Genomic DNA, 20,539 nt, shown 5'->3' with positions numbered 1-20,539 from the left:
AGGGGACGGTCAGGGGTGGGCGACGAGATCGTCCGCCGGCGAGCGGAGTTCGTCGGCGGCGTCGGTCACGCGCTGGATGAGGGAGAAGAACAGGGTCCGTTCCTCGGCGGAGAGCGGCGCCAGGAAGACCTGGTTCATCCGCGCGGTGCGCACGGACAGCTTGCGGTGGGCCCGCAGGCCGTCGTCGGTCAGGCGCAGGAGGTAGCGCCGGCCGTCCTGCGGGTCGCGGACCTTGTCGAGGTAGCCGCGCCGGATGAGGCGGCTGACGACCTCCGCGATGGTCGAGCGGTCGAGTCCGACCCGCTCCCCCACCGTGCGCTGGTCGAGGCCGGGTTCGGCGACGAGCGCGTTGAGGACGGCGAACTGCGGCGAGGTGATCTCCTCGGAGACCATCGTGTTCCACAGCAGGTGGTGCGCCTGCTGGAGCCGCCGGGCGAGGTGCCCCGGGTGGGAGTTCAGGTCCACCGCTGCCATCTGTGCTCCTCGAATCAGGTGTCCGCGCCGTCTCCTGCGGACCGCTCCGTGCACTGAACGATAACAGGCAGCCGACAACCCGACCCGGCTCCCTTCGGACGCACTTCCGTGTCCGAACGGCCCTTCGCCAAGGCCCTTGACGACCTCACCGAGAAGTGGGAGCGTACGAGAACCTCACCAGAACAGTCAGTGCACTGATCGATTCCAGATACTCAGCACACTGACGATTGCTGCGACAAGAGATGAGGCTGTACCGATGAACAAGGTGGTGCCGACAGCCGCCGAGGCCGTGGTGGACGTGCCGGAGGGCGCGACGCTGGCGGTCGGCGGATTCGGGCTGAGCGGCGTGCCGAACGTGCTGATCCAGGCGCTGTACGAGCGCGGCGTCGGCGGACTGGGCGTGGTCTCCAACAACTGCGGGGCGATGGACTCGGGCCTCGCGGTGCTGCTGGCGGCCGGCAGGATCGCCCGCGTGACCGGGTCCTACATCGGGGCCAACAAGGAGTTCGCACGGCAGTACCTGGCCGGCGAGCTGGAGGTCGAGCTGATCCCGCAGGGAACGCTGGCCGAGCGGCTCCGCGCCGGCGGGGCGGGGATCCCCGCCTTCTACACCCCGGCCGGAGTGGGCACCCAGGTCGCCGACGGCGGGCTGCCGTGGCGCTACGACGGCGACGGCGGGGTGGCGCTGGCCTCGCCGCCGAAGGAGGTCCGCGCGTTCGACGGGACCGAGTACGTGCTGGAGCGGGGCATCCGCACGGACTTCGCCCTCGTGCGCGCCGCGAAGGGCGACCGGCACGGCAACCTCGTGTTCGCCAAGTCCTCGCGCAACTTCAACCCGCTGGCCGCGATGGCCGGGCGGGTGACGATCGCGGAGGTCGAGGAACTCGTCGAACCCGGCGCCATCGACCCGGACGCGGTGCACCTGCCGGGCATCTTCGTGCAGCGGGTGGTCGCCCTCACCCCGGAGCAGGCGGCGGACAAGCGGATCGAGCGGCGCACGGTCACGGCGCCCGCGGCACGAGGGACGGTGAACGGCTGATGGCCTGGACACGTGAGGAGATGGCCGCCCGCGCGGCCCGCGAGCTGAAGGACGGCCAGTACGTCAACCTCGGCATCGGCCTGCCGACGCTGATCCCCAACCATCTCCCGCCGGGCGTCGAGGTGATCCTCGAGTCGGAGAACGGCATCCTGGGCACCGGTCCGTATCCGACGGAGGACCAGGTCGACCCGGACCTGATCAACGCCGGCAAGGAGACCGTCACGGTCCTGCCGGGCGCGTCCTTCTTCGACTCGTCCCTGTCGTTCGCGATGATCCGCGGCGGGCACATCGACGTCGCCGTGCTCGGCGCCATGCAGGTCTCCGAGCAGGGGGACCTGGCGAACTGGGCCGTCCCCGGCAAGATGATCACCGGCATCGGGGGCGCCATGGACCTGGTGCACGGCGCCCGGACCGTCGTCGCCGTCATGACGCACACCGCGAAGGACGGCTCACCGAAGATCCTGTCCGCGTGCACGCTGCCGCTGACGGGCAAGGCGTGCGTGGACCGGATCATCACCGATCTCGGGGTGCTGGACGTGACGCCCGGCGGGCTGACACTCGTCGAGACGGCACCGGGCGTCACCGTCAAGGAGATCGCCGCGAAGACCGCCGCCCGGATCCGCGTCGCGGAAGAACTCGAGCAGCTCACCGAGGAGATCGCGTCATGAGTCTGCGCGACGTCTACGTCGTCGATGCCGTCCGCACCCCCGTCGGCCGCTACAACGGCGCCCTGGCCTCGGTCCGCCCGGACGACCTGGCCGCCCATGTCGTCCGCGAACTCCTCGCCCGTACGCCCGGCCTGGACCCCGCGCGCATCGAGGACGTCTTCTTCGGCAACGCCAACGGCGCCGGCGAGGAGAACCGCAACGTCGCCCGCATGGCCGCCCTGCTGGCCGGCCTGCCCACCTCCGTGCCCGGGGTGACCGTCAACCGGCTGTGCGCCTCCGGTCTGGAGGCCGTGATCCAGGCCGCCCGCGCCATCGCCTGCGGCGACGCCCATGTCGCCCTCGCCGGCGGCGTGGAGTCGATGACGCGCGCCCCGTACGTCCTGCCCAAGAACGACAGGCCGTTCCCGGCCGGGCACACGGAGCTGTACTCCACCACCCTGGGCTGGCGGATGGTCAACCCCGCGATGCCGCCGCAGTGGACGATCCCGCTGGGCGAGTCGGCCGAACTCATCGCCGACAAGCACAAGATCAGCCGCGAGCAGCAGGACGAGTTCGCCCTGACCTCCCACCGCAAGGCGGCCGCGGCGCGGGCGGAGGGTCTGTTCGACGCGGAACTCGCTCCCGTGCCCGTGCCGCGGCGCAAGGGCGATCCGGTGCTCCACGCGGTCGACGAGTGCGTCCGCCCCGACGCCTCCCTGGAAACGATGGCCGGGCTCCGGCCGGCCTTCCGCAAGGAGAACGGCACGGTGACGGCGGGCAACGCCTCGCCGCTCAACGACGGCGCAGCGGCCCTGCTCCTGGCCGACGAGGAGGGGCTGAAGGCGACCGGCCGCGAACCGCTGGCCCGGATCTCCGCGACCGGCGTGCACGCCCTCGACCCCGACTACTTCGGCCTCGCCCCTGTCGAGGCCGTCAACCGGGCGCTGGCGAAGGCGGGCAGGTCCTTCGCCGATCTGGACGTGCTGGAGCTGAACGAGGCGTTCGCCGCCCAGGTGCTCGGCTGTGTGGCCGAGTGGCCGGAGTTCGACCCGTCGGTCCTCAACCCGCAGGGCGGCGCCATCGCTCTCGGACACCCCCTCGGCGCCTCCGGCGCCCGCCTGGCCGGCACCGTCGCCCACCAGTTGGCGCGCAAGGGCCGCGGCACCGGTGTCGCCACCCTCTGCATCGGCGTCGGCCAGGGCCTCGCTCTCGTCCTCGAACGATAGGAAGCGCACAGGTATCCCCATGACTCTCACCCAGCAGGACATCGACCGGGAGATCGCGGCCGAGCACGTCGCGTACGAGAAGCGCGTCGCCGACGGCGCCCCGGTCGAGCACCATCCGCGCCGCGACTACGCGCCGTACCGCTCCTCGATGCTGCGCCACCCGAAGCGGACGCCCGTCGCCATCGACCTGGGCAAGGACCCGGAGGCGGTGGAGCTGCACTCCCCCGCCTTCGGCGAGCGGGACATCACCGAGATCGACAACGACCTCACCCGGCAGCACGCCGGGGAGCCGATCGGCGAGCGCATCACCGTCTCCGGCCGGCTCCTGGACCGCGACGGGCGTCCGGTCCGCGGCCAGCTCATCGAGATATGGCAGGCCAACTCGGCGGGCCGCTACGCGCACCAGCGTGAGCAGCACGACGCGCCGCTCGACCCGAACTTCACCGGTGTGGGCCGCACCCTCAGCGACGACGAGGGCCGCTACCACTTCACCACGATCCAGCCGGGCCCCTACCCCTGGCGCCAGCACCTCAACGCCTGGCGGCCCGCCCACATCCACTTCTCCGTCTTCGGCACGGCGTTCACCCAGCGGCTGGTGACGCAGATGTACTTCCCCAGCGACCCCCTCTTCCCGTACGACCCGATCATCCAGTCGGTGACGGACGACGCCGCACGGCAACGGCTGATCGCGACGTACGACCACAGCCTGTCGGTACCGGAGTTCTCCATGGGGTACCACTGGGACATCGTGCTCGACGGCCCCCGGGCCACCTGGATGGAAGAGGGGCGCTGACCCGCCATGACGAAGATCGACACCAGCCGTCCGGAGACCGTGCTGCCCACCCCGTCGCACACGGTCGGCCCCTTCTACGGCCACGCCCTGCCCTTCCCCGGCGGCGGCGACGTCGCGCCCGCCGGCCACCCGGACACCATCGCGCTGCACGGTTACGTGTACGACGGCAACGGCGACCCGGTGCCGGACGCCCTCGTGGAGCTGTGGGGACCGGACCCGGACGGCGAGGTGCCCCGGGTCGACGGCTCGATGCGGCGCGACCCGGCGACGGGCGGCTTCCTGGGGCGCAACGGCGTGGAGTTCACCGGGTTCGGGCGGATCGCGACCGACGCGAACGGCCACTGGTCCGCGCGCACGCTCCGGCCCGGGGCACGCGGCCGGGGCGCGCCGCACCTGAGTGTGTGCGTCTTCGCCCGCGGTCTGCTCGTCCACCTGTTCACCCGGATCTATCTGCCGGACGACCAGGCGGCGCTGGCCGCCGACCCCTTGCTGTCCCGGCTGGACGAGGAGCGGCGCGGCACGCTCGTCGCCGGGGACCGGGGCAACGGCACGTACCGCTTCGACATCCGTCTCCAGGGCGAGGGCGAGACGGTCTTCCTGGAGTTCCGGTGACGGCGGCCGATTCCGGCGCCGGACTGCTCGCCCCCGGGTGGGCCGGCGCCGAGGCGGCCGCGGAGACCACCGACACGGCGTTCCTGCGGGCGCTGCTCGACGCGGAGGCCGCCCTCACCCGGGTCCAGTCGGCCGCGGGGCTCGCCCCTGCGGAGGCGGCGAGGGCGGTGACGGAGGCCGCCGACCCGGCCCGCTTCGACGTCGCGTCCCTCGCCGTGGAGGCCCGCGGCGGCGGGAACCCGGTGATCCCCGTGGTCGCGGCGCTCACCCGGGCGGTGGGCGAGGAGCACCGCCCGTATGTGCACCGTGGGGCGACCAGCCAGGACATCATGGACACGGCGACCATGCTGGTCGCCCGCCGGGTACTCGCGGTGGCCCTCGCCGACCTGGAGCGCTGTGCGCGGGCGCTGGCCGTGCTGGCCGCCGAGCACCGTGACACGCCGATGGCCGGCCGGACGCTCACCCAGCACGCCGTGCCGACGACGTTCGGACTGAAGACGGCCGGGTGGCGGGCGCTGGTGCTGGACGCCCGGGACCGGGTGGGGCGGGTCCGCGAGTCGCTGCCCGCTCAGCTCGGCGGAGCGGCGGGGACGCTGGCGGCGTTCACGGCGTACGGGGCCGAGGACGCGACCGCGCTGCCAGGTGCGTACGCCCGCGAACTGGGCCTGGCGGAGCCGGTGTTGCCCTGGCACACGCTCCGGACGCCGGTGGCCGATCTCGCCGGCTGCCTCGCCTTCGCCGCCGGCGCGCTGGGCAAGCTCGCGGCGGACGTCCTCACCCTGTCCCGTACCGAGATCGCGGAGGTGTCCGAGGGCAGCGGCGGCGGCTCGTCGGCCATGCCGCACAAGGCGAACCCGGTCCGCTCGACGCTGATCGCGGCGGCGGCCCGGCGGGCGCCGCAGCTCGCGGCCACGCTGTACGGCTCGCTGGTGGCCGACGACGAGCGGCCGGCCGGGGCCTGGCACGCCGAGTGGGAACCACTGAGGGACCTGCTCCGCCTGGTGGGCGGCGCCGCCCGGGACGCCGCCGAGCTGACCGAGGGGCTGCGGGTGCACGCGGACACGATGCGTGCGCACCTCGGCCTCACCCGGGGGCTGATCGTCTCCGAACGGCTCTCCGCCGAGCTGGCCCCGGTCCTCGGCCGTGCCCGCGCCAAGGACCTGCTGACCTCGCTGGCGCGGAGGACGTACGAGGAGGGCCGTGACCTGGCCGAACTGCTCTCCGAGGAGCCGGAATTGAAGGAGGCCGGCGTGTCCGCACTCGTCGACCCGTCCCGTTACACCGGCTCCGCCGGCGACCTCACCGACCGTGCTCTGGAGCGACATTGACAAGTGAGCTGCTCAACCACCGTGTCGAAGGCCCCCCTTCGGCTCCCCCACTGCTGCTGGGCCCCTCGCTCGGCACCTCGTACGCCCTCTGGGACAAGGTGGCCCCCGAACTCTCGGCCGCACACCGGGTGGTCCGGTGGGACCTGCCGGGGCACGGCGGTTCGCCGGCGGGGCTGATCGGTCCGGGCGCGAGCGTGGGCGATCTCGCCGGTCTGGTGCTCGCGCTGGCCGACTCGCTCGGCATCGAGCGGTTCGCCTACGCGGGTGTGTCCCTGGGCGGGGCGGTAGGACTGCACCTGGCCGTGCACCACCCGGACCGGCTCGCTTCCCTGGCCGTGATCTGTTCCTCGGCGCACTTCAACGGGGCCAAGCCGTGGGAGGAACGGGCCGCGCTGGTGCGCCGGGAAGGGCCGGCGGGGCTCGCCGAGAGCGCGGACGCCCGCTGGTTCACCCCCGGGTTCACCGTGCCGCGGCTGGTACAGGACCATCGGGAGGCCGATCCGGAGGCGTACGCGGCCTGCTGCGACGCGCTCGCCGCCTTCGACCTGCGGGACCGGCTGGCGGAGATCGCCGTTCCCACGCTGGCCGTCGCCGGGCGGGAGGACCCGGCCACGCCGCCGGCGCATCTGCGGGAGATCGCGGACGCGGTGCCCGGTGCCGGGCTGGTGGAGATCCCCGGCGCCTCGCACCTGGCGCCCGCCGAGCAGCCTGAGGCGGTTCTCACGGCGCTGCGGACGCACTTCGGCGGGCCCGTCCGGCGTGGCATGGAGGTGCGCCGGGAGGTGCTGGGCGACGCGCACGTGGACCGGGCACAGGCGCGGCAGACGCCGTTCACCGCCCGCTTCCAGGACTTCATCTCCCGCTACGCCTGGGGCGAGATCTGGACCGACCCGACGCTGTCCCGCCGGGAACGCAGCATGGTCACCCTCACGGCGCTGGTCGCGCACGGCCACTACGACGAACTCGGCATGCATGTGCGCGCGGCCCGCCGCAACGGGCTGGCCCCGGAGGAGATCGGAGCGGTGCTGCTCCAGACCGCCGTGTACTGCGGGGTCCCGGCGGCCAACTCGGCATTCGCCGTCGCCCAGCGGGTGCTGGAGGAGGAGGCGGCCGGGTAGCCGGATCCGGCGCGGTCGCGGGGGCCACCCCTGTCGGGCGGTGACCCCCGCGATCACATGAGGAGAGGTGTGTCAGACGCGGGACCAGCGCTGGTTGCTGCCGCCTCCGCAGCTGTACAGCTGGATCTGCGTGCCGTTGGCCGTGCCCGCGCCGACCGCGTCGAGGCAGCGGCCGGACTGGACGCCGACGATGGTGCCGTCGGAGTTCAGGGTCCACTTCTGGTTGTCGCCGCCCCAGCAGCTGTAGATCTGGACCTTGGCGCCGTTGCCGGTGCCGGCGGCGTCCAGGCACTTGTTGCCGTAGACCCGCAGCTCACCGGAGGAGGTGAGCTCCCACGACTGGTTGGTGCGGCCGTTGCAGTCGTACAGCTGGACCTGCGTGCCGTCCGTGGTGCTCGCGTTGGGCACGTCCAGGCAGCGGCCCGAGCCGACGCCCTTGATGGCGGTGCCGTCACCCGGCTCCGGGTCCGGGTCGCCGCCGCCGCCTTCACCGGCGTTGAGGGCGTTCAGCACGGCGGTGTACGCCTGCTTCTTGCTGCCGTCGTTGTTGAACAGCAGCGGGGTGTCGCTCGAACGCCACGAGTCCATGTCGCGCACGCCCCACACGGTCACGCCGAGGCAGCGGGAGACCGCCAGGCAGTCGTTGACCACGGCGGCGTACGTCGTCGGCGACGCGCCCTGGATGTCCAGCTCGGTGATGGCGACGTCGACGCCGAGCGCGGCGAACTCCTGCAGCGTGGTGCGGAAGTTGGAGTTGTACGGGCTGCCGCTGTTGAAGTGCGACTGGAAGCCGACGCAGTCGATCGGGACGCCGCGCTGCTTGAAGTCCTTGACCATGCGGTACATGGCCTGGGTCTTCGCCCAGGTCCAGTTCTCGACGTTGTAGTCGTTGTAGCAGAGCTTGGCGTTCGGGTCGGCGGCGCGCGCGGTGCGGAAGGCGACCTCGATCCAGTCGCTGCCGGTGCGCTCCAGGTTGGAGTCGCGCCGGGCGCCCGAACTGCCGTCGGCGAAGGCCTCGTTCACCACGTCCCACTGCGCGATCTTGCCCTTGTAGTGGGCCATCACGCCGTTGATGTGGTCGATCATCGCCTGGCGCAGGGAGCTGCCGCCGAGGCTCTGCATCCAGCTGGGCTGCTGGGAGTGCCAGGCCAGGGTGTGGCCGCGCACCTGCTTGCCGTTCTGGACGGCCCAGTTGTAGATGCGGTCGGCGTTGGAGAAGTTGAACTGCCCCCGCTGCGGCTCGGTCGCGTCGATCTTCATCTCGTTCTCGGCCGTCACCGAGTTGAACTCGCGGTTCGCGATCGACGCGTACGTCGAGTCGCTCAGGCGGTTCGAGGCGATGGCCACACCGAAGTAGCGGCCGCTCTGCGCCGCCGCGGCGCCGAGGGTGCTCTCGGCGGCCTGGGCCTGAGGCGGCGGTGCGGCCACCGCGCCGGCGAAGCCGAGGGCGCCGACGAGCAGCGCGGGCAGCAGGACGCGGAACTTCCGCCGGACGGCGGCTCTTGGGAGGGCGTGAAAGCCCATGGCTGTGCCTCCAAGGCAGGAGAGAGGGATGCACCGTGCACCGCACCGCGGCTCAGGTGCGGCGCTGTCCCGCACGGGGGTGTGCGGGACGTACGGGACTCATGAGGCAAGTTCGTTCGACATATCGAACGGCGGTCGGTTTGCCAAACAGATGGTGGAGGGTTGATGACGACCCGTCAAGCCCTTCGACGGAAACAGTTTCTGATGAGCTCTCGAATGTTTCGAATCGCCAATCCGGCCGGTCACAGCCCTTGACCCACCGCTTCCGTCTCCCTAGCTTGTGGCGTCACGTGGCCAGGATCGATCCGAAACATTCGACACGTTCGATCCCGGTGCGGCTGCCGCTCCCCCCTGTCCGGCGACACCTCACCCCCACATCCAGGAGGTTCATCATGTGGCTCAGCCACGCGTCCCGGGTCCGTCCCAGACGTCTGCTCGCCGTGCTCGCCCCCCTGTTGCTGCTGGCCGCGTTCGTCGGCGCCCAGCCGGCCGAGGCCGCGACCGTGGACACCAGCGCCTCGTACGTGCTGGTCAACCGCAACAGCGGCAAGGCGCTGGACGTCTACAACCTGGCCACGAACGACGGCGCCCGGATCACCCAGTGGGCGAGGAACGACCAGGCCCAGCAGCAATGGCAGTTCGTGGACTCCGGCAACGGCTACTACCGCATCAAGTCCCGCCACTCCGGCAAGGTGCTCGACGTCTACAACTGGTCCACCGCCAACGGCGGTTCGATCGTCCAGTGGACCGACCTGAACGCCGCCAACCAGCAGTGGCGGCTGGCCGACAGCTCCGACGGCTACGTCCGGTTCATCAACCGCAACAGCGGCAAGGCGCTCGAGGTGCAGGGCGCGTCCACCGCCGACAACGCCAACGTCGTCCAGTACGACGACTGGGGCGGCGCGAACCAGCAGTGGCGGCTCGTGAAGGCGGGCGGCTCCGACGAGGACCCCGGCGCGTGCCAGCTGCCGTCGAGCTACAGCTGGTCGTCGACGGGCGCACTGGCGCAGCCCCGGTCGGGGTGGGTGTCGCTGAAGGACTTCACCGTCGCCCCTTACAACGGCAAGCAGCTCGTCTACGCGACCACGCACGACACCGGGACGCGGTGGGGGTCGATGAACTTCGGTCTGTTCGGCGACTGGTCGGAGATGGCCTCGGCCTCGCAGAACGCGATGAACAACTCGACGGTCGCGCCCAGCCTCTTCTACTTCGCGCCGAAGAACATCTGGGTGCTGGCCTACCAGTGGGGCGGGACCGCCTTCTCGTACCGCACGTCGAGCGACCCGACCAACCCCAACGGCTGGTCGTCCGAGCAGGTGCTGTTCTCCGGGAGCATCTCCGGCTCCTCCACGGGCCCGATCGACCAGACGCTCATCGGTGACGACACGAACATGTACCTGTTCTTCGCGGGCGACAACGGCAAGATCTACCGGGCGAGCATGCCGATCGGGAACTTCCCCGGCAGCTTCGGCTCGAGCTCGACCGTCGTCATGAGCGACTCGACGAACAACCTGTTCGAGGCGCCGCAGGTCTACAAGCTGAAGGACCAGAACCGCTATCTGATGATCGTCGAGGCGATCGGCTCCCAGGGCCGGTACTTCCGCTCGTTCACCGCGACCAGCCTCGGCGGCACGTGGACGCCCCAGGCCGCGTCCGAGAGCAACCCCTTCGCCGGCAAGGCCAACAGCGGTGCGACCTGGACGAACGACATCAGCCACGGCGAGCTGCTGCGCACCAGCGCCGACCAGACGATGACCGTCGACCCCTGCAACCTGCAGCTGCTCTACCAGGGCCGCAGCCCCAACTCCGGAGGTGACTACGGCCTGCTGCCCTACCGCCCGGGTCTGCTGACGCTGCGGCGCTGACCGGGCCGCAGGGAAGAAGACCTGTTCCGAGGGGGAGCCGGTGCGGCGGACCGGGCGTGAGGCCCGGTCCGCCGCACCGCTGTGCTCAGCGACCGCTCCGCGGGGTCTCCTCCGCGCCGTCCTGGGCGACGAGGCAGCGGCGCACCAGGGCCAGGGTGCGCCGCGTCACCGTCTCCAGCGGGGCGCCGGACTCGACGGCCGCCAGGGCCGTGTGCAGCATCCCGGCGATCAGGTCCGCCGTGAGCCCGGGCTCCGGAACGCCGAGTTCACGGACGGCGGCGCGGAACGGCTCGACCTGCTCCCGGTGCAGTTCCATCAGGCGTTCCAGACAGACGGGCGGCAGGCCCGCGTTCATGAGGGCGGCGGCCGGACGGTGCGCGCCCTCGGCGCCGAGGCGCAGACTCTCCCGGAAGAACGCCTCGACCCGCTCCACCGGGCCCCGCGCGGCGGCGGTCGCGCGGGTGAGGGCCTCGTTGGAGCGCCGGAACGCCTCCTCGGTGACCGTGGCCAGCAGGGCCGCCGAGGAGTCGAAGTACTGGTAGACGCTGGAGCGGGCCAGACCCGCCCGGGCGCCGACCGCCGCGGGGGTGACGGCGGCGGCGCCCTCGGCCACCAGGATGTCGATCGCCGCCCCGATCAGCGCCTCGCGCTGCTGCGCGCGGTGTTCGGCGACGGTGGAGGCGTTGATCTTCGGCATGCGGGGGAGCTCCTGGGTGAGGACGGTGCCGGGAGTGGTGAGCCGGCCGCCGCCCCGGTCAGGACAGCCGGCCGTCGACCATCTCGTGCACCCGGTCGGCGGCGTCCATTATCGCCGTGTCGTGGGTGACCATGACGGTCGCGGTGCCGTGCCGGTGGGTCTGCTCGGCGATCAGCCTCACGGCCTCGGCCGAGCGCACCCGGTCCAGGGCGGAGGTGGGCTCGTCCACCAGCAGGACGGCGGGCGAGGTCATCAGCGCCCTGGCCAGTCCGGCGCGCTGGCGTTCGCCGCCGGACAGCTGATGGGGACGCGACCCGGTGCGGTGGGTCAGGCCGACCGCCTCGATGAGCTCGTCGGCCCGGGCGCGGGCGGCGGCGTCGAGCCGTCCGTCGATGTGCAGGGGCAGCAGGAGCTGCTCGCGGACGGTGAGGGAGGCGAGCAGGTTGGACTGCTGGAAGACGAAGCCGATGTGGCGTCTGCGGGCGGCGGTGCGCTCCTTGTCGGACAGCGCGGTCAGCTCCGTGCCGGCGATGTGCACCGTGCCGGAGGTGGGCCGCTGCAGGCCGCCGGCGACGGCGAGCAGGCTGGACTTGCCGGACCCGGACGGGCCGACGACGGCGACGAACTCCCCCGGCGCGACGGTCAGTTCGACGTGGTCGAGGGCGGTGACGGCGGTGTCTCCGTCCCCATGGGTGAGACAGACGTCGTGCAGGCGCAGCCCGTCGGGGCCGGCGGCGTCCGGGGCGGTCCGGTGATCGGTGGAGGGCGTGGTCATCGGGTGGCTCCCAGGGCGGTCAGGGGGTCGACGGCGGTGATACGGCGGACGGCGACGGCCGCGCCCACGGTGCCCAGGCCGATGAGCAGGCCGGCGGAGGCGGCGATGGCGGGCGCGGACAGTGAGAACGGCGCCTTGCCGATCATGGCGCTGCCCAGGGCCAGGCCGACGGCGGTGCCGGCGGCGGTGGCGACGACGAGGACGGCGACGACCTGGGCGAGCGCGTCGCGCAGGATGTAGCGGGTGGGGGCGCCCAGCGCCTTCAGCAGGGCGATCTCCGGCTTGCGCTGCACGGTCCAGACGGTGAAGAAGGCGCCGACGACGAGAGCGGAGATGGCGTACAGGAAGCCCTTGATGAGCGCCATGGTGCTCGACTCGGCGGTGTAGCCGGGGGACGCGCCGTAAGTGGTCTCCTTGTCGTCGGCGCGGGTGCCGGTGGCCTGCTCGACGGCGGTGACGTCGGCACCGTCCTCCAGGGTGAGGGCGACGGCCGTGGCCTGGCGCTGGGCGGCCTCGGGCAGCTCGCCGGGCAGGCCGTAGTGCAGATGACGCCAGGTGTCGAGGTCGGCGTAGGCGACGCCGATGTGGCCGTAGGAGACGGTGTCGTCGACGAGGCCGGTCACCGTCAGCCGCACCTCGCTCTTGTCGGCGGTCAGGACGTCCCCGACGCGCACGCCGAGGTCGGCGATCTCCTGGCTGATGACGATGCCGCCCCCGCCGTCCTTCAGTCCCTTGCCCTCGGCCGGGCTGGGGGCCAGGGGCGAGTCGGGGGCCATGCCGAAGACGGCGAGGTTGACCTGCTCGCCCTTCTCCTCGCCATGGGTCACCTGGGCGTTGACCAGGGTGTTGCCGAACGGCTCGGCCCGCTCCACACCGGGGGCCTCGGACCAGGCCTCCCAGTCCTCCTGTTCGACGGTGGAGCGGGAGAACTGCTCGCTGGTCGCCTTCTCGTCGAAGGCCATGTGGGTCACGGGCAGCGCGCGCAGACCGGAGATGCCGGCGTCGGCCAGGCCGGAGGCGAGTCCGGACAGGAGGACGCCGAGGACGGCGATGAGGGCGACGACGGCGCCCATCAGGACGAAGCGGCCGCGGGCGAAGCGCAGGTCGCGTAGGGCAAGGAACACGGGAACTCCGGGCGACGGGGGTGAGGGGGCGCGGCGCCGGGCACGCACGCCCTTTACTCGCACTTGACGACACGAGCGTCGGCATCCTATCGGATGTTGCCGACACGCGTGTCGGGACCTTCTCGTCCGCGCGTCCGTCCCTTCCGATCGATCACCCGCGACCCCTTGACACCACCCCCGGCCTCTCGTCACTGTAATGACGATTCTAGAACGTAACTTCTAGTTTTCGTCGATGGAACGCGGCTGGTCAGCGTTCCGCCTCCTCCTTTGCGGGCCGCCGCCCTGGCGCAGGTCCGCTCTGTCCCGGAACAGGGGAACTCGCATGAGGATCACCGACCACATCCCGCAGGAGAGAATGAGCGGGCTGCAGAAACGCGCCGTCGTCATCGCGATCACCCTGGTCGTGCTCGACGGTTACGACGTCTCCCTCACGTCGTTCGCCGCGCCCTACATCGAAAGGGGCTTCGGCGTCTCGAAGGCGGAGCTCGGACTGGTCATGTCCGGCGCCCTGATCGGCATGCTGGTGGGCTCGATCATCGTCGCGCCGCTGGCCGACCGCATCGGCCGGCGCAAGATGGGCGTCATCGCCACCTCGACGATCGCGGCGGGCATGTTCATCGGCCCGTTCGCCACCCCGGAGACCGGGACCTGGCCCCTGGTGGTGAGCCGCGTCGTCACCGGCGTCGGGGTCGGATGTCTGGTCGCCGTGGTCGGCGTGATCCTCGCCGAATACACGGGCAAGCGGGTGTACGCCCTGGTCATGGCCGTCTACGCCGCCGCCATCAACATCGGCGGACTGCTCGGCTCGATGATCGTCGGCCCGATGCTCGACGCGCGGGGCTGGCAGTTCGGCTGGTGGATCGGGTTCGTCCTCAGCGCGGTCGCCGCCGTCGCCACGTACGCGCTGCTGCCCGAGTCGCTGGCCTGGCTCTCCGAAGGCCGCCGCCCCGACGCCCTGGTGCGGCTCAACGCGCTGCTGGCGAAGATGCGCCGGCCCGCGCTCGCGGCGCTCCCGGAGCCGGAGAACACGGGGGTCGAGGCGAAGGGCTCGCTGCGCACCGTCTTCACCGGCCGGACCGGCTTCTACACCCTGCTGATGACCGTCGGCTACGTCGCCTACATGCTCAGCTTCTACTTCATGACCAACTGGGCCCCCAGCAGCGTGGCCTCGGCCAACGACAACCCCGCGCTGGCCCCGCAGCTCGTCACCGCCTTCAGCATCGGCGGCATCCTCGGCAACGTCCTCTTCGGCTACCTGGGCGGCAGGATCGGCGTCCGCGTCCTCGCCCCGGTCTTCCTGCTCCTGGCCACCTTCACCCTGTCGCTCTTCGGCATCGTCGGCTCCCAGATGCCCGCCGCCTGGTGGACCTTGTTCACCGCCTCCTTCTTCGTCTGCTCGGGCACCGCGGCCTTCTACGCGATCGTCCCGACGCTCTACCCGACGCTGGCCCGCTCCACCGGCTTCGGTGTCGTCATCGGCGTCGGCCGGTTCGGCGGCATCGCCGCCCCGGTCATCGGCGGCGCGGCCTTCGACGCCGGCTGGGGCATGGGCGCGGCCTTCACCGTCTTCTCCCTGCCGATGCTGGTCGCCGGCGTCAGCATCATCGCCCTCCACCTGGCCCAGCGCCGCCCCGACGCGGGCGGGGCCCGGCACTCCGAGCCCGCGCTCACCGGTACGTCCGCGTAGCGGCCGTCCGCACCCTCCCAGAAAGGAACCAGCACCATGCCGCTGGCCGTCGCAGCGCTCTCCCACGCGCCGTCCTTCGGCAACGTCGACCCGGGCGGGGAGACGTTCGCCGAGATCAATGCCGCCATCGACGAGGTCAGGGAGTTCGTCTCCGGGTACGACCCCGATCTCGTCGTGGTGTTCGGGCCCGACCACTTCAACGGCCAGCTCTACTCGCTGATCACCCCGTGGGTCATCGGGGCGGCCGCCGAGGGCGTCGGCGACTACGGCACCACGGCGGGGAAGCTCCCCGTGGACGCCGACGCCGCCCGGGCCCTGCACGCCGCCGTCCTGGCCGAGGGCATCGACATCGGCCGCAGCGAGCGCATGACGGTCGACCACGGCATCGTCCAGCCCCTGGACTTCGTGTTCGGCAAGGACTTCGCGCAGCCGATCGTGCCGGTGTTCGTGAACGCGATCGGCCTGCCCCTCTCCCCCATGCGGCGGGTGCGGCTGATGGGCGAGGCGTTCGGCCGGGCCGCCCGCACCCTGGACAGGAAGGTGCTGTTCCTGGCCTCGGGCGGCATCTCCCACAACCCGCCGATCCCCCGCTGGGACGGCGCCCCGGGCACCGTGCAGGAACGTTTGATCGCCTACGCCCCCTCCCCCCAGGAGCGGCACGAGCGCGAGCAGATGATCGTCCGGGGCATCCAGGCGATCGCCGACGGCAGGGCGCCGAGCGATCCGCTGAACGAGGAGTGGGACAAGCTCGTCCTCGCCACGTTCCGCTCCGGCGACCTCACCCCGGCCGACGGCTGGGAGAACGGCTGGTTCGTGGCCGAGGGCGGCTCCGCCGCGCACGAGATGCGCAGCTGGATCGCGGCCTACGCGGCCCTGTCGACCGCCGGCCCCTACCGCTTCGCCGTCGACCGCTACTGGGCGGTCGAGAAGTGGGGCGCGGGCTTCGCCGTGCAGGCGGCGGTGACGGCGTGAGCGGGACGGAGAGGGCGCACCTGGCGACCCTGTGGGAAGAGATCGCGGACCTGGAGCACACGCTGCGGTACGTGGACGCGGGCGGTTGCCGCACCCGGGTCCTCGACATCGCCGGGGCGTCCCCGGACGCGCAGACGGTCGTCCTGGCCAGCGGCACCAGCGGCCACATCGAGGCGTGGACGCAGAACGTCCGCGCGTTCGCCGAGGCCGGCTTCCGGGTGGTCGGCTACGACTACCCGGGCCACGGGTACACCGCGCTCGCGGACCATCCGCTGGAGATCCGCGACTACGAGGAGCACCTGCTGGCCCTGCTGGACGCGCTGGGCCTGGACCGGGTGCACCTCGCCGGCGAGTCGCTCGGCGGCTGGCTGGCGCTGAAGTTCGCACCGAAGCACCCCGAGCGCCTGCGCACGGTGATCCTGTCCGCGCCGGGCGGCCGGGTGATCGGCGAACCGCAGCTGGACCGCACCCAGTCGGTGAGTGCGAAGGCGGTGAGCGAGCCGACCTTCGAGAACGTGAAGAAGCGCCTCCAGGTGGTGATCCACGACCCGCGGAACATCACCGACGAGCTGGTCCGCGTACGCCGGGCGATCTATGCCCGCGACGGGTTCAGCATGGCGAACGTCTCCGCCCTGCGGGAGCCGGAGCGGCGGTGGCGCAACCGCGTGACCGACGACGACTTCGCGGCCGTCCCGGTCCCCGCCCTGATGGTGTGGACCGACCACGAGCCGACCGGCGACGAGGCCGAGGGCGCGCGTCTGTGCGGGCTCATCCCGGACGGGGAGTACCTGCTGGTCCGCGGCGCCGCGCACTGGCCGCAGTGGGAGGGGGCCGCCGAGTTCAACGCCGCGGCCGTCGCCTTCCTCCAGAAGCACGCCTGACGACCGGAAGCAAGTCTGACGAAAGGACCGGAGTGAGCGTCACCCGGGAGACCATCAGCGAGATCGCACGCGAGCTGTTCGAGGCCAAGCGCGGCGTGTACACCGTGCCGTACGTGAGCCCCCGGCTGCCCGAGCGCGACCTCGACTCCGCCTACGCGATCTCCGCCGAGTTCGCCGCCCTGCGCGAGCGCGAACTGGGGGTGAGACGGGTGGGCCGCAAGGTCGGCCTGACCAACGCCCTCGTGCAGCAGCGCGTGGGCATCGACGAGCCGGACTACGGGATCATCCACGACGACATGGTGCACGCCTCGGGCGCGCGTCTGCCGCTGTCCGCGTACAACCGCCTGCTGATCGAGGCGGAGGTCGCGTTCGTGCTGAAGAGCGACGTCACGGATGCCTCCCGGGCGGGCGTGGAGGCCGCGATCGACTACGTGACGCCCGCGTTCGAGGTCGTGGACTTCCGCTACGCCGGCTCCGTCGGGCAGATCGTCGACACCATCGCCGACAACGCCGGCTGCAGCGGCGTCGTCCTCGGCGAGGAGCGGCACCCCTACGGCGAGGTCGACCTGACCCAGGCCGAGATGGTCATCACCGGCGGCGGGAAGGAGATCACCCGGGGTGTCGGCAGCAACGTGCTGGGGGACCCGGTGAACGCGGTCGTCTGGCTGGCGGAGACCGCGATCCGCACGGGCGAGCCGCTGCGCGCCGGGGAAGTGCTGCTGTCGGGCTCCATCGGCTACATCGAGCCGTGGCCCGCCGACGTCGAGTGCGTCGCCACCGTCACCGGACTGGGTCGCGTGGTCGCGACCGCGGATTCGAAAGGCTGAACATGACCGACTACCGTCCCGTCGACGCCGCCACCCGCGTCGAGATCGAGCAGCTCGTGGCGGAGATGCTCTACCGCCTGGACCACAACCGGGCGGACACCACCTGGGAGTTGTACACGGAGGACGGCGTCTCCGTCGGCCCGATGGGCGACATGGACCGCGAGGCCATGAAGGCGTGGGGCGCCAAGCGGGCCCGGCAGACGGACGTCGTCGGCCGTCACCACATCGGCGGCATCCGCCTGGTGTGGACCGCGGACGGGGACGAGGTCGAGGGCACCGTGCAGTACCTGACCTTCCGTGACACGAACGACCCGCAGACGCTGCCCGCGTCGGTCGGTGAGTTCCGCGAGCGCTACCGCAAGGTGGACGGCCGGTGGCTGTTCGCCCGCCGGGAGATCGTGCCGGTGTTCGGCGGCCGGGCCGCCGCGGCCCACGCGGCGCGCGTGGCCGGTCAGGAAGGGCGGGCGCGGTGAAGCGGGAAGCTCTCGGCGGTGACCGGCCTCCGGTGCTGTACCACCAGACGGTGCCGTCGTTCTCGATGCCGGAGTGGGCGGTGACCGCCGGGTACGACGGCGTGATCCTGGACCTCCAGCACGGCGAGCTGGGGCTGGAGGCGGCCTGCGGGATCCTGCGCTCGATCCCCCGGGACAACGCCTACGCGTACGCCCGGGTCGGCTCGCCGGACCCCGCGCCGGTCCTGCGGCTCCTCGACAGCGGGGCCCGCGGGATCGTCGCGCCGACCGTCGAGTCCGCGTCCCAGGCCGAGGCCCTGGTCGCCGCCGTCAAGTACCCGCCGGCCGGCAACCGCAGTCTCGGACCGTCCCGGCCCGCGCTCTACCCGGGTGACTCGTACACCGAGGCGGGCAACCGGGCGGTGTCGGCCGTCGCGCAGATCGAGACGAGCACCGGGGTCGACCGGGCCGAGGAGATCGTCGCGACGCCCGGCCTGGACTCGGTCTACATCGGTCCGGCCGACCTCGCCGTCTCCTACGGCCTGCCCGGGCGCGGCGACTGGGACGAGGGTCCGGTGCGCGAGGCGATCTCCCACGTCCGCGAGGTGACGCGCGCGCACGGCGTCACCCTCGGCATCTACTCCGGCCGTCCCGAGTACGCGGCCGGCCTGCTCGCCGACGGCGTCGTCGACTACGTCGGCCTCGGCATCGATCTCGTCCTGCTGAACCGCGCGTTCGGCGACACCATCGCCGGGCTGGGCCCGGCCCGATCCGCACGGAGCACCACATGAACAAGGCCTGCGACGTTCTCGTCGTCGGGGCTGGTCCGGTCGGCCTGACCCTGGCCAACCTGCTGGGGCAGCAGGGCGTCGACGTCCTCGTCGTCGAGCGGGAGCACGAACTCGTCGACTACCCGCGGGCCGTGGGCATCGACGACGAGGCACTGCGCGCGATGCAGACCGCCGGGCTGGTCGACGAAGTGCTGCCGCACACCATCCCGGACCAGAAGATCTACATGATCAACGGCGCCGGGGCGATCCTGTCCGAAGTGAACCCGACGACACGCGAGTTCGGCTGGCCGCGCCGCAACGGCTTCGTGCAGCCGCTGGTCGACCGGGTGCTGCTCGCCGGCCTCGACCGCTTCCCGAACGCCGCCGTGCGGTTCGGCGCCGAGGTCGTGGACCTGGCCGAGGACACCGACGGCGTGGTCGCCACGCTCGCCGACGGCGGGACGGTGCGCGCGCGGTACGTCGTCGCCGCCGAGGGCGGGTCCTCCCCCACCCGCAAGCGCCTGGGCATCTCGTTCGAGGGCGAGACCCGGCCGACCGACGGCATCGTCATCGACGTCGCCAACGACCCGATCGGCACGCCGCACGCGGTCTTCGGCGGTGACCCCGCCCGCAGTTACGCCTCCATCGCTCTGCCGCACGGCATCCGCCGCTGGGAGTTCACCCTCTTCGAGAACGAGGGCGAGGCCGACGTGGAGGACGACGCGTTCGTCTTCGGTCTGCTCGCGCCCCATGTGCCGGACCCGTCGAAGCTGGACATCATCCGCCGCCGCGTCTACCGCCACCACGCCCGGATCGCGGGCCGGTTCCGGCACGGGCGGATCTTCCTCGCCGGTGACGCCGCCCATGTCATGCCCGTGGTCGGCGGGCAGGGCTGGAACTCCGGGATCCGCGACGCCTTCAACCTCGGCTGGAAGCTCGCCGCCGTGGTCAAGGGGCTGTCGGCCGACGGTCTGCTGGACACCTACGAGACCGAACGGCTCGGCCATGTCACGCAGATGGTGGCCGTCTCCCTGCAGATGGCGAAGGACATGACCGACCACGACCCCGAGAAGGCGGCCGAGCGCGACCGGATCGCCGCCGCCCGCACCCCCGAGGAACGCGAGGCGCAGAGGCGGCAGGCGTTCAAGCCCCAGCCGAAGTTCGACCACGGGGTGGTGGTGCACACCCCGCCGCCGGTGTCCAAGTCCCTGCCCGTCCGCGACGTGCCCCGGCTGGCCGGCACGATCTTTCCGCAGCCGAAGGCCACCGACGCGGACGGCGCCGAGATGCTGCTCGACGACGCGACGGGTCAGGGCTGGCGCATCCTCACCTGGAACAACGACCCGACGGCGTTCCTCTCCGCCGAGCGCCGCGCGGCGCTGGACCGGCTCGGCGCCCGTCTCGTGCAGGTGGTGCCGAAGGCCCAACTGCCGTGGACGCGCAAGCGGGCCACGGCCGGCGTCACCGTCGTCGGCGACCTCGGGGGTGAGGCGAGCCTGCAGGCCTGGTTCGACGCGCGGCCGGTGGGGGCGGTGGTGCTGCGCCCCGACCATGTGATCGCCGCCGAGTGCCTGACGCAGGAGCTCGACGACGTCGTGGCGCGCGTTCTGGAGGCGGCCTGCGCCGTGTGACGCGGTGAGAACGGGAACGCCGGAGAGCTCGGCGGGACCGGGGTGGACCACACGGTGCGGCCACTTCGGTCCCGCGCCGCTCAGTTGCTGGTACCGC

The 20,539-nt window shown here is 71.9% G+C and carries 20 protein-coding genes; 15 read left to right on the top strand and 5 right to left on the bottom strand.

The features are described from left to right. Nucleotides 1–9: 9 nt before the first annotated feature. Nucleotides 10–474, bottom strand: coding sequence for a MarR family winged helix-turn-helix transcriptional regulator (locus tag AY578_RS29805; RefSeq protein WP_019521468.1), 465 nt, complete (start codon nucleotides 472–474; stop codon nucleotides 10–12). 256 nt (nucleotides 475–730) lie between these two features. Here AY578_RS29805 and AY578_RS29800 point away from each other — a divergent pair, with 256 nt between their 5' ends. From AY578_RS29800 to pcaDC, 7 genes are read left to right on the top strand one after another with little or no spacing between them, the layout of a single operon-like run. Further along, nucleotides 731–1,513 (top strand): CoA transferase subunit A, encoded by a 783-nt coding sequence (locus AY578_RS29800; protein WP_019521469.1) that lies wholly within the window; start codon nucleotides 731–733, stop codon nucleotides 1,511–1,513. Further along, nucleotides 1,513–2,181: a CoA transferase subunit B gene (locus AY578_RS29795; RefSeq protein ID WP_258906344.1), complete on the top strand. Its 669-nt coding sequence runs from the start codon at nucleotides 1,513–1,515 to the stop codon at nucleotides 2,179–2,181. The genes AY578_RS29800 and AY578_RS29795 overlap by 1 nt, the downstream gene beginning before the upstream one ends. A 2-nt stretch (nucleotides 2,182–2,183) precedes the next feature. Next, nucleotides 2,184–3,386 (top strand): thiolase family protein, encoded by a 1,203-nt coding sequence (locus AY578_RS29790; protein ID WP_026243307.1) that lies wholly within the window; start codon nucleotides 2,184–2,186, stop codon nucleotides 3,384–3,386. A 19-nt stretch (nucleotides 3,387–3,405) separates the two neighbouring features. Beyond that, nucleotides 3,406–4,179: a protocatechuate 3,4-dioxygenase subunit beta gene (gene pcaH / locus AY578_RS29785; RefSeq protein WP_019521472.1), complete on the top strand. Its 774-nt coding sequence runs from the start codon at nucleotides 3,406–3,408 to the stop codon at nucleotides 4,177–4,179. Nucleotides 4,180–4,185: 6 nt separating this feature from the next. Next, complete coding sequence (gene pcaG / locus AY578_RS29780; RefSeq protein WP_019521473.1) at nucleotides 4,186–4,791, top strand: protocatechuate 3,4-dioxygenase subunit alpha; 606 nt, start codon at nucleotides 4,186–4,188, stop codon at nucleotides 4,789–4,791. Then, entirely contained in the window at nucleotides 4,788–6,119 is a 1,332-nt protein-coding gene (pcaB, locus tag AY578_RS29775; protein ID WP_136238350.1) for a 3-carboxy-cis,cis-muconate cycloisomerase, read from the top strand. Before pcaG ends, pcaB begins: the two co-directional genes overlap by 4 nt. Next, nucleotides 6,116–7,237: a bifunctional 3-oxoadipate enol-lactonase/4-carboxymuconolactone decarboxylase PcaDC gene (gene pcaDC, locus AY578_RS29770; RefSeq protein WP_019521475.1), complete on the top strand. Its 1,122-nt coding sequence runs from the start codon at nucleotides 6,116–6,118 to the stop codon at nucleotides 7,235–7,237. Before pcaB ends, pcaDC begins: the two co-directional genes overlap by 4 nt. 72 nt (nucleotides 7,238–7,309) lie before the next feature. On the opposite strand, the gene AY578_RS29765 is transcribed toward pcaDC, so the two are convergent. Beyond that, nucleotides 7,310–8,761, bottom strand: a complete 1,452-nt coding sequence (locus tag AY578_RS29765; RefSeq protein WP_019521476.1) for an endo-1,4-beta-xylanase — start codon at nucleotides 8,759–8,761, stop codon at nucleotides 7,310–7,312. A gap of 392 nt (nucleotides 8,762–9,153) precedes the next feature. Here AY578_RS29765 and AY578_RS29760 point away from each other — a divergent pair, with 392 nt between their 5' ends. After that, nucleotides 9,154–10,626 carry a non-reducing end alpha-L-arabinofuranosidase family hydrolase gene (locus tag AY578_RS29760; RefSeq protein ID WP_019521477.1) on the top strand — a complete coding sequence of 491 codons (1,473 nt, stop codon included), beginning with the start codon at nucleotides 9,154–9,156 and terminating at the stop codon, nucleotides 10,624–10,626. Nucleotides 10,627–10,711: 85 nt separating this feature from the next. Here the strand turns inward: AY578_RS29760 and AY578_RS29755 are convergent, their stop codons facing one another. The 3 genes from AY578_RS29755 to AY578_RS29745 are packed head-to-tail and all read right to left on the bottom strand — an operon-like array spanning nucleotide 10,712 to nucleotide 13,222. Further along, entirely contained in the window at nucleotides 10,712–11,323 is a 612-nt protein-coding gene (locus AY578_RS29755) for a TetR/AcrR family transcriptional regulator (RefSeq protein ID WP_019521478.1), read from the bottom strand. A 58-nt stretch (nucleotides 11,324–11,381) separates the two neighbouring features. Then, entirely contained in the window at nucleotides 11,382–12,098 is a 717-nt protein-coding gene (locus AY578_RS29750; protein ID WP_019521479.1) for an ABC transporter ATP-binding protein, read from the bottom strand. Then, on the bottom strand, nucleotides 12,095–13,222 hold the full coding sequence (locus tag AY578_RS29745) for an ABC transporter permease (protein WP_258906340.1): 1,128 nt from the start codon (nucleotides 13,220–13,222) through the stop codon (nucleotides 12,095–12,097). Before AY578_RS29745 ends, AY578_RS29750 begins: the two co-directional genes overlap by 4 nt. 322 nt (nucleotides 13,223–13,544) lie before the next feature. Here AY578_RS29745 and AY578_RS29740 point away from each other — a divergent pair, with 322 nt between their 5' ends. From AY578_RS29740 to mhpA, 7 genes are read left to right on the top strand one after another with little or no spacing between them, the layout of a single operon-like run. Then, the gene (locus AY578_RS29740) at nucleotides 13,545–14,909 is read left to right on the top strand and encodes an MFS transporter (protein WP_028959092.1); all 1,365 of its coding nucleotides are present in this window, start codon (nucleotides 13,545–13,547) and stop codon (nucleotides 14,907–14,909) included. 36 nt (nucleotides 14,910–14,945) lie between these two features. After that, entirely contained in the window at nucleotides 14,946–15,881 is a 936-nt protein-coding gene (locus tag AY578_RS29735; RefSeq protein ID WP_258906337.1) for a 3-carboxyethylcatechol 2,3-dioxygenase, read from the top strand. Then, the gene (locus AY578_RS29730) at nucleotides 15,878–16,762 is read left to right on the top strand and encodes an alpha/beta fold hydrolase (protein WP_019521483.1); all 885 of its coding nucleotides are present in this window, start codon (nucleotides 15,878–15,880) and stop codon (nucleotides 16,760–16,762) included. Before AY578_RS29735 ends, AY578_RS29730 begins: the two co-directional genes overlap by 4 nt. Nucleotides 16,763–16,794: 32 nt before the next feature. Further along, nucleotides 16,795–17,589, top strand: coding sequence for a 2-keto-4-pentenoate hydratase (locus AY578_RS29725; RefSeq protein WP_019521484.1), 795 nt, complete (start codon nucleotides 16,795–16,797; stop codon nucleotides 17,587–17,589). A gap of 2 nt (nucleotides 17,590–17,591) precedes the next feature. Further along, nucleotides 17,592–18,062, top strand: a complete 471-nt coding sequence (locus tag AY578_RS29720) for a nuclear transport factor 2 family protein (RefSeq protein ID WP_161232453.1) — start codon at nucleotides 17,592–17,594, stop codon at nucleotides 18,060–18,062. After that, complete coding sequence (locus tag AY578_RS29715) at nucleotides 18,059–18,832, top strand: aldolase/citrate lyase family protein (protein WP_019521486.1); 774 nt, start codon at nucleotides 18,059–18,061, stop codon at nucleotides 18,830–18,832. Before AY578_RS29720 ends, AY578_RS29715 begins: the two co-directional genes overlap by 4 nt. Then, a complete protein-coding gene (mhpA, locus tag AY578_RS29710; protein ID WP_215047920.1) occupies nucleotides 18,829–20,442 on the top strand; it encodes a bifunctional 3-(3-hydroxy-phenyl)propionate/3-hydroxycinnamic acid hydroxylase MhpA in 1,614 nt (537 codons plus the stop codon). Before AY578_RS29715 ends, mhpA begins: the two co-directional genes overlap by 4 nt. The last annotated feature ends 97 nt before the right edge of the window (nucleotides 20,443–20,539 follow it).

The sequence above is a fragment of the Streptomyces thermocarboxydus genome, from assembly GCF_024760485.1.
Taxonomy (GTDB): Bacteria; Actinomycetota; Actinomycetes; order Streptomycetales; family Streptomycetaceae; genus Streptomyces; species Streptomyces cellulosae.
Note: the sequence above shows the minus strand (reverse complement) of the source record. Positions and strands in the feature narration are given on the sequence as shown.

Coding starts and splice junctions, on each gene's coding strand:
- AY578_RS29805 (WP_019521468.1), bottom strand. CDS start 474: ATGGCAGCGGTGGACCTGAACTCCCACCCGGGGCACCTCGCCCGGCGG.
- AY578_RS29740 (WP_028959092.1), top strand. CDS start 13,545: ATGAGGATCACCGACCACATCCCGCAGGAGAGAATGAGCGGGCTGCAG.
- pcaG (WP_019521473.1), top strand. CDS start 4,186: ATGACGAAGATCGACACCAGCCGTCCGGAGACCGTGCTGCCCACCCCG.
- AY578_RS29750 (WP_019521479.1), bottom strand. CDS start 12,098: ATGACCACGCCCTCCACCGATCACCGGACCGCCCCGGACGCCGCCGGC.
- AY578_RS29765 (WP_019521476.1), bottom strand. CDS start 8,761: ATGGGCTTTCACGCCCTCCCAAGAGCCGCCGTCCGGCGGAAGTTCCGC.
- pcaH (WP_019521472.1), top strand. CDS start 3,406: ATGACTCTCACCCAGCAGGACATCGACCGGGAGATCGCGGCCGAGCAC.
- AY578_RS29795 (WP_258906344.1), top strand. CDS start 1,513: ATGGCCTGGACACGTGAGGAGATGGCCGCCCGCGCGGCCCGCGAGCTG.
- AY578_RS29760 (WP_019521477.1), top strand. CDS start 9,154: ATGTGGCTCAGCCACGCGTCCCGGGTCCGTCCCAGACGTCTGCTCGCC.
- mhpA (WP_215047920.1), top strand. CDS start 18,829: ATGAACAAGGCCTGCGACGTTCTCGTCGTCGGGGCTGGTCCGGTCGGC.
- AY578_RS29800 (WP_019521469.1), top strand. CDS start 731: ATGAACAAGGTGGTGCCGACAGCCGCCGAGGCCGTGGTGGACGTGCCG.
- AY578_RS29735 (WP_258906337.1), top strand. CDS start 14,946: ATGCCGCTGGCCGTCGCAGCGCTCTCCCACGCGCCGTCCTTCGGCAAC.
- AY578_RS29755 (WP_019521478.1), bottom strand. CDS start 11,323: ATGCCGAAGATCAACGCCTCCACCGTCGCCGAACACCGCGCGCAGCAG.
- AY578_RS29720 (WP_161232453.1), top strand. CDS start 17,592: ATGACCGACTACCGTCCCGTCGACGCCGCCACCCGCGTCGAGATCGAG.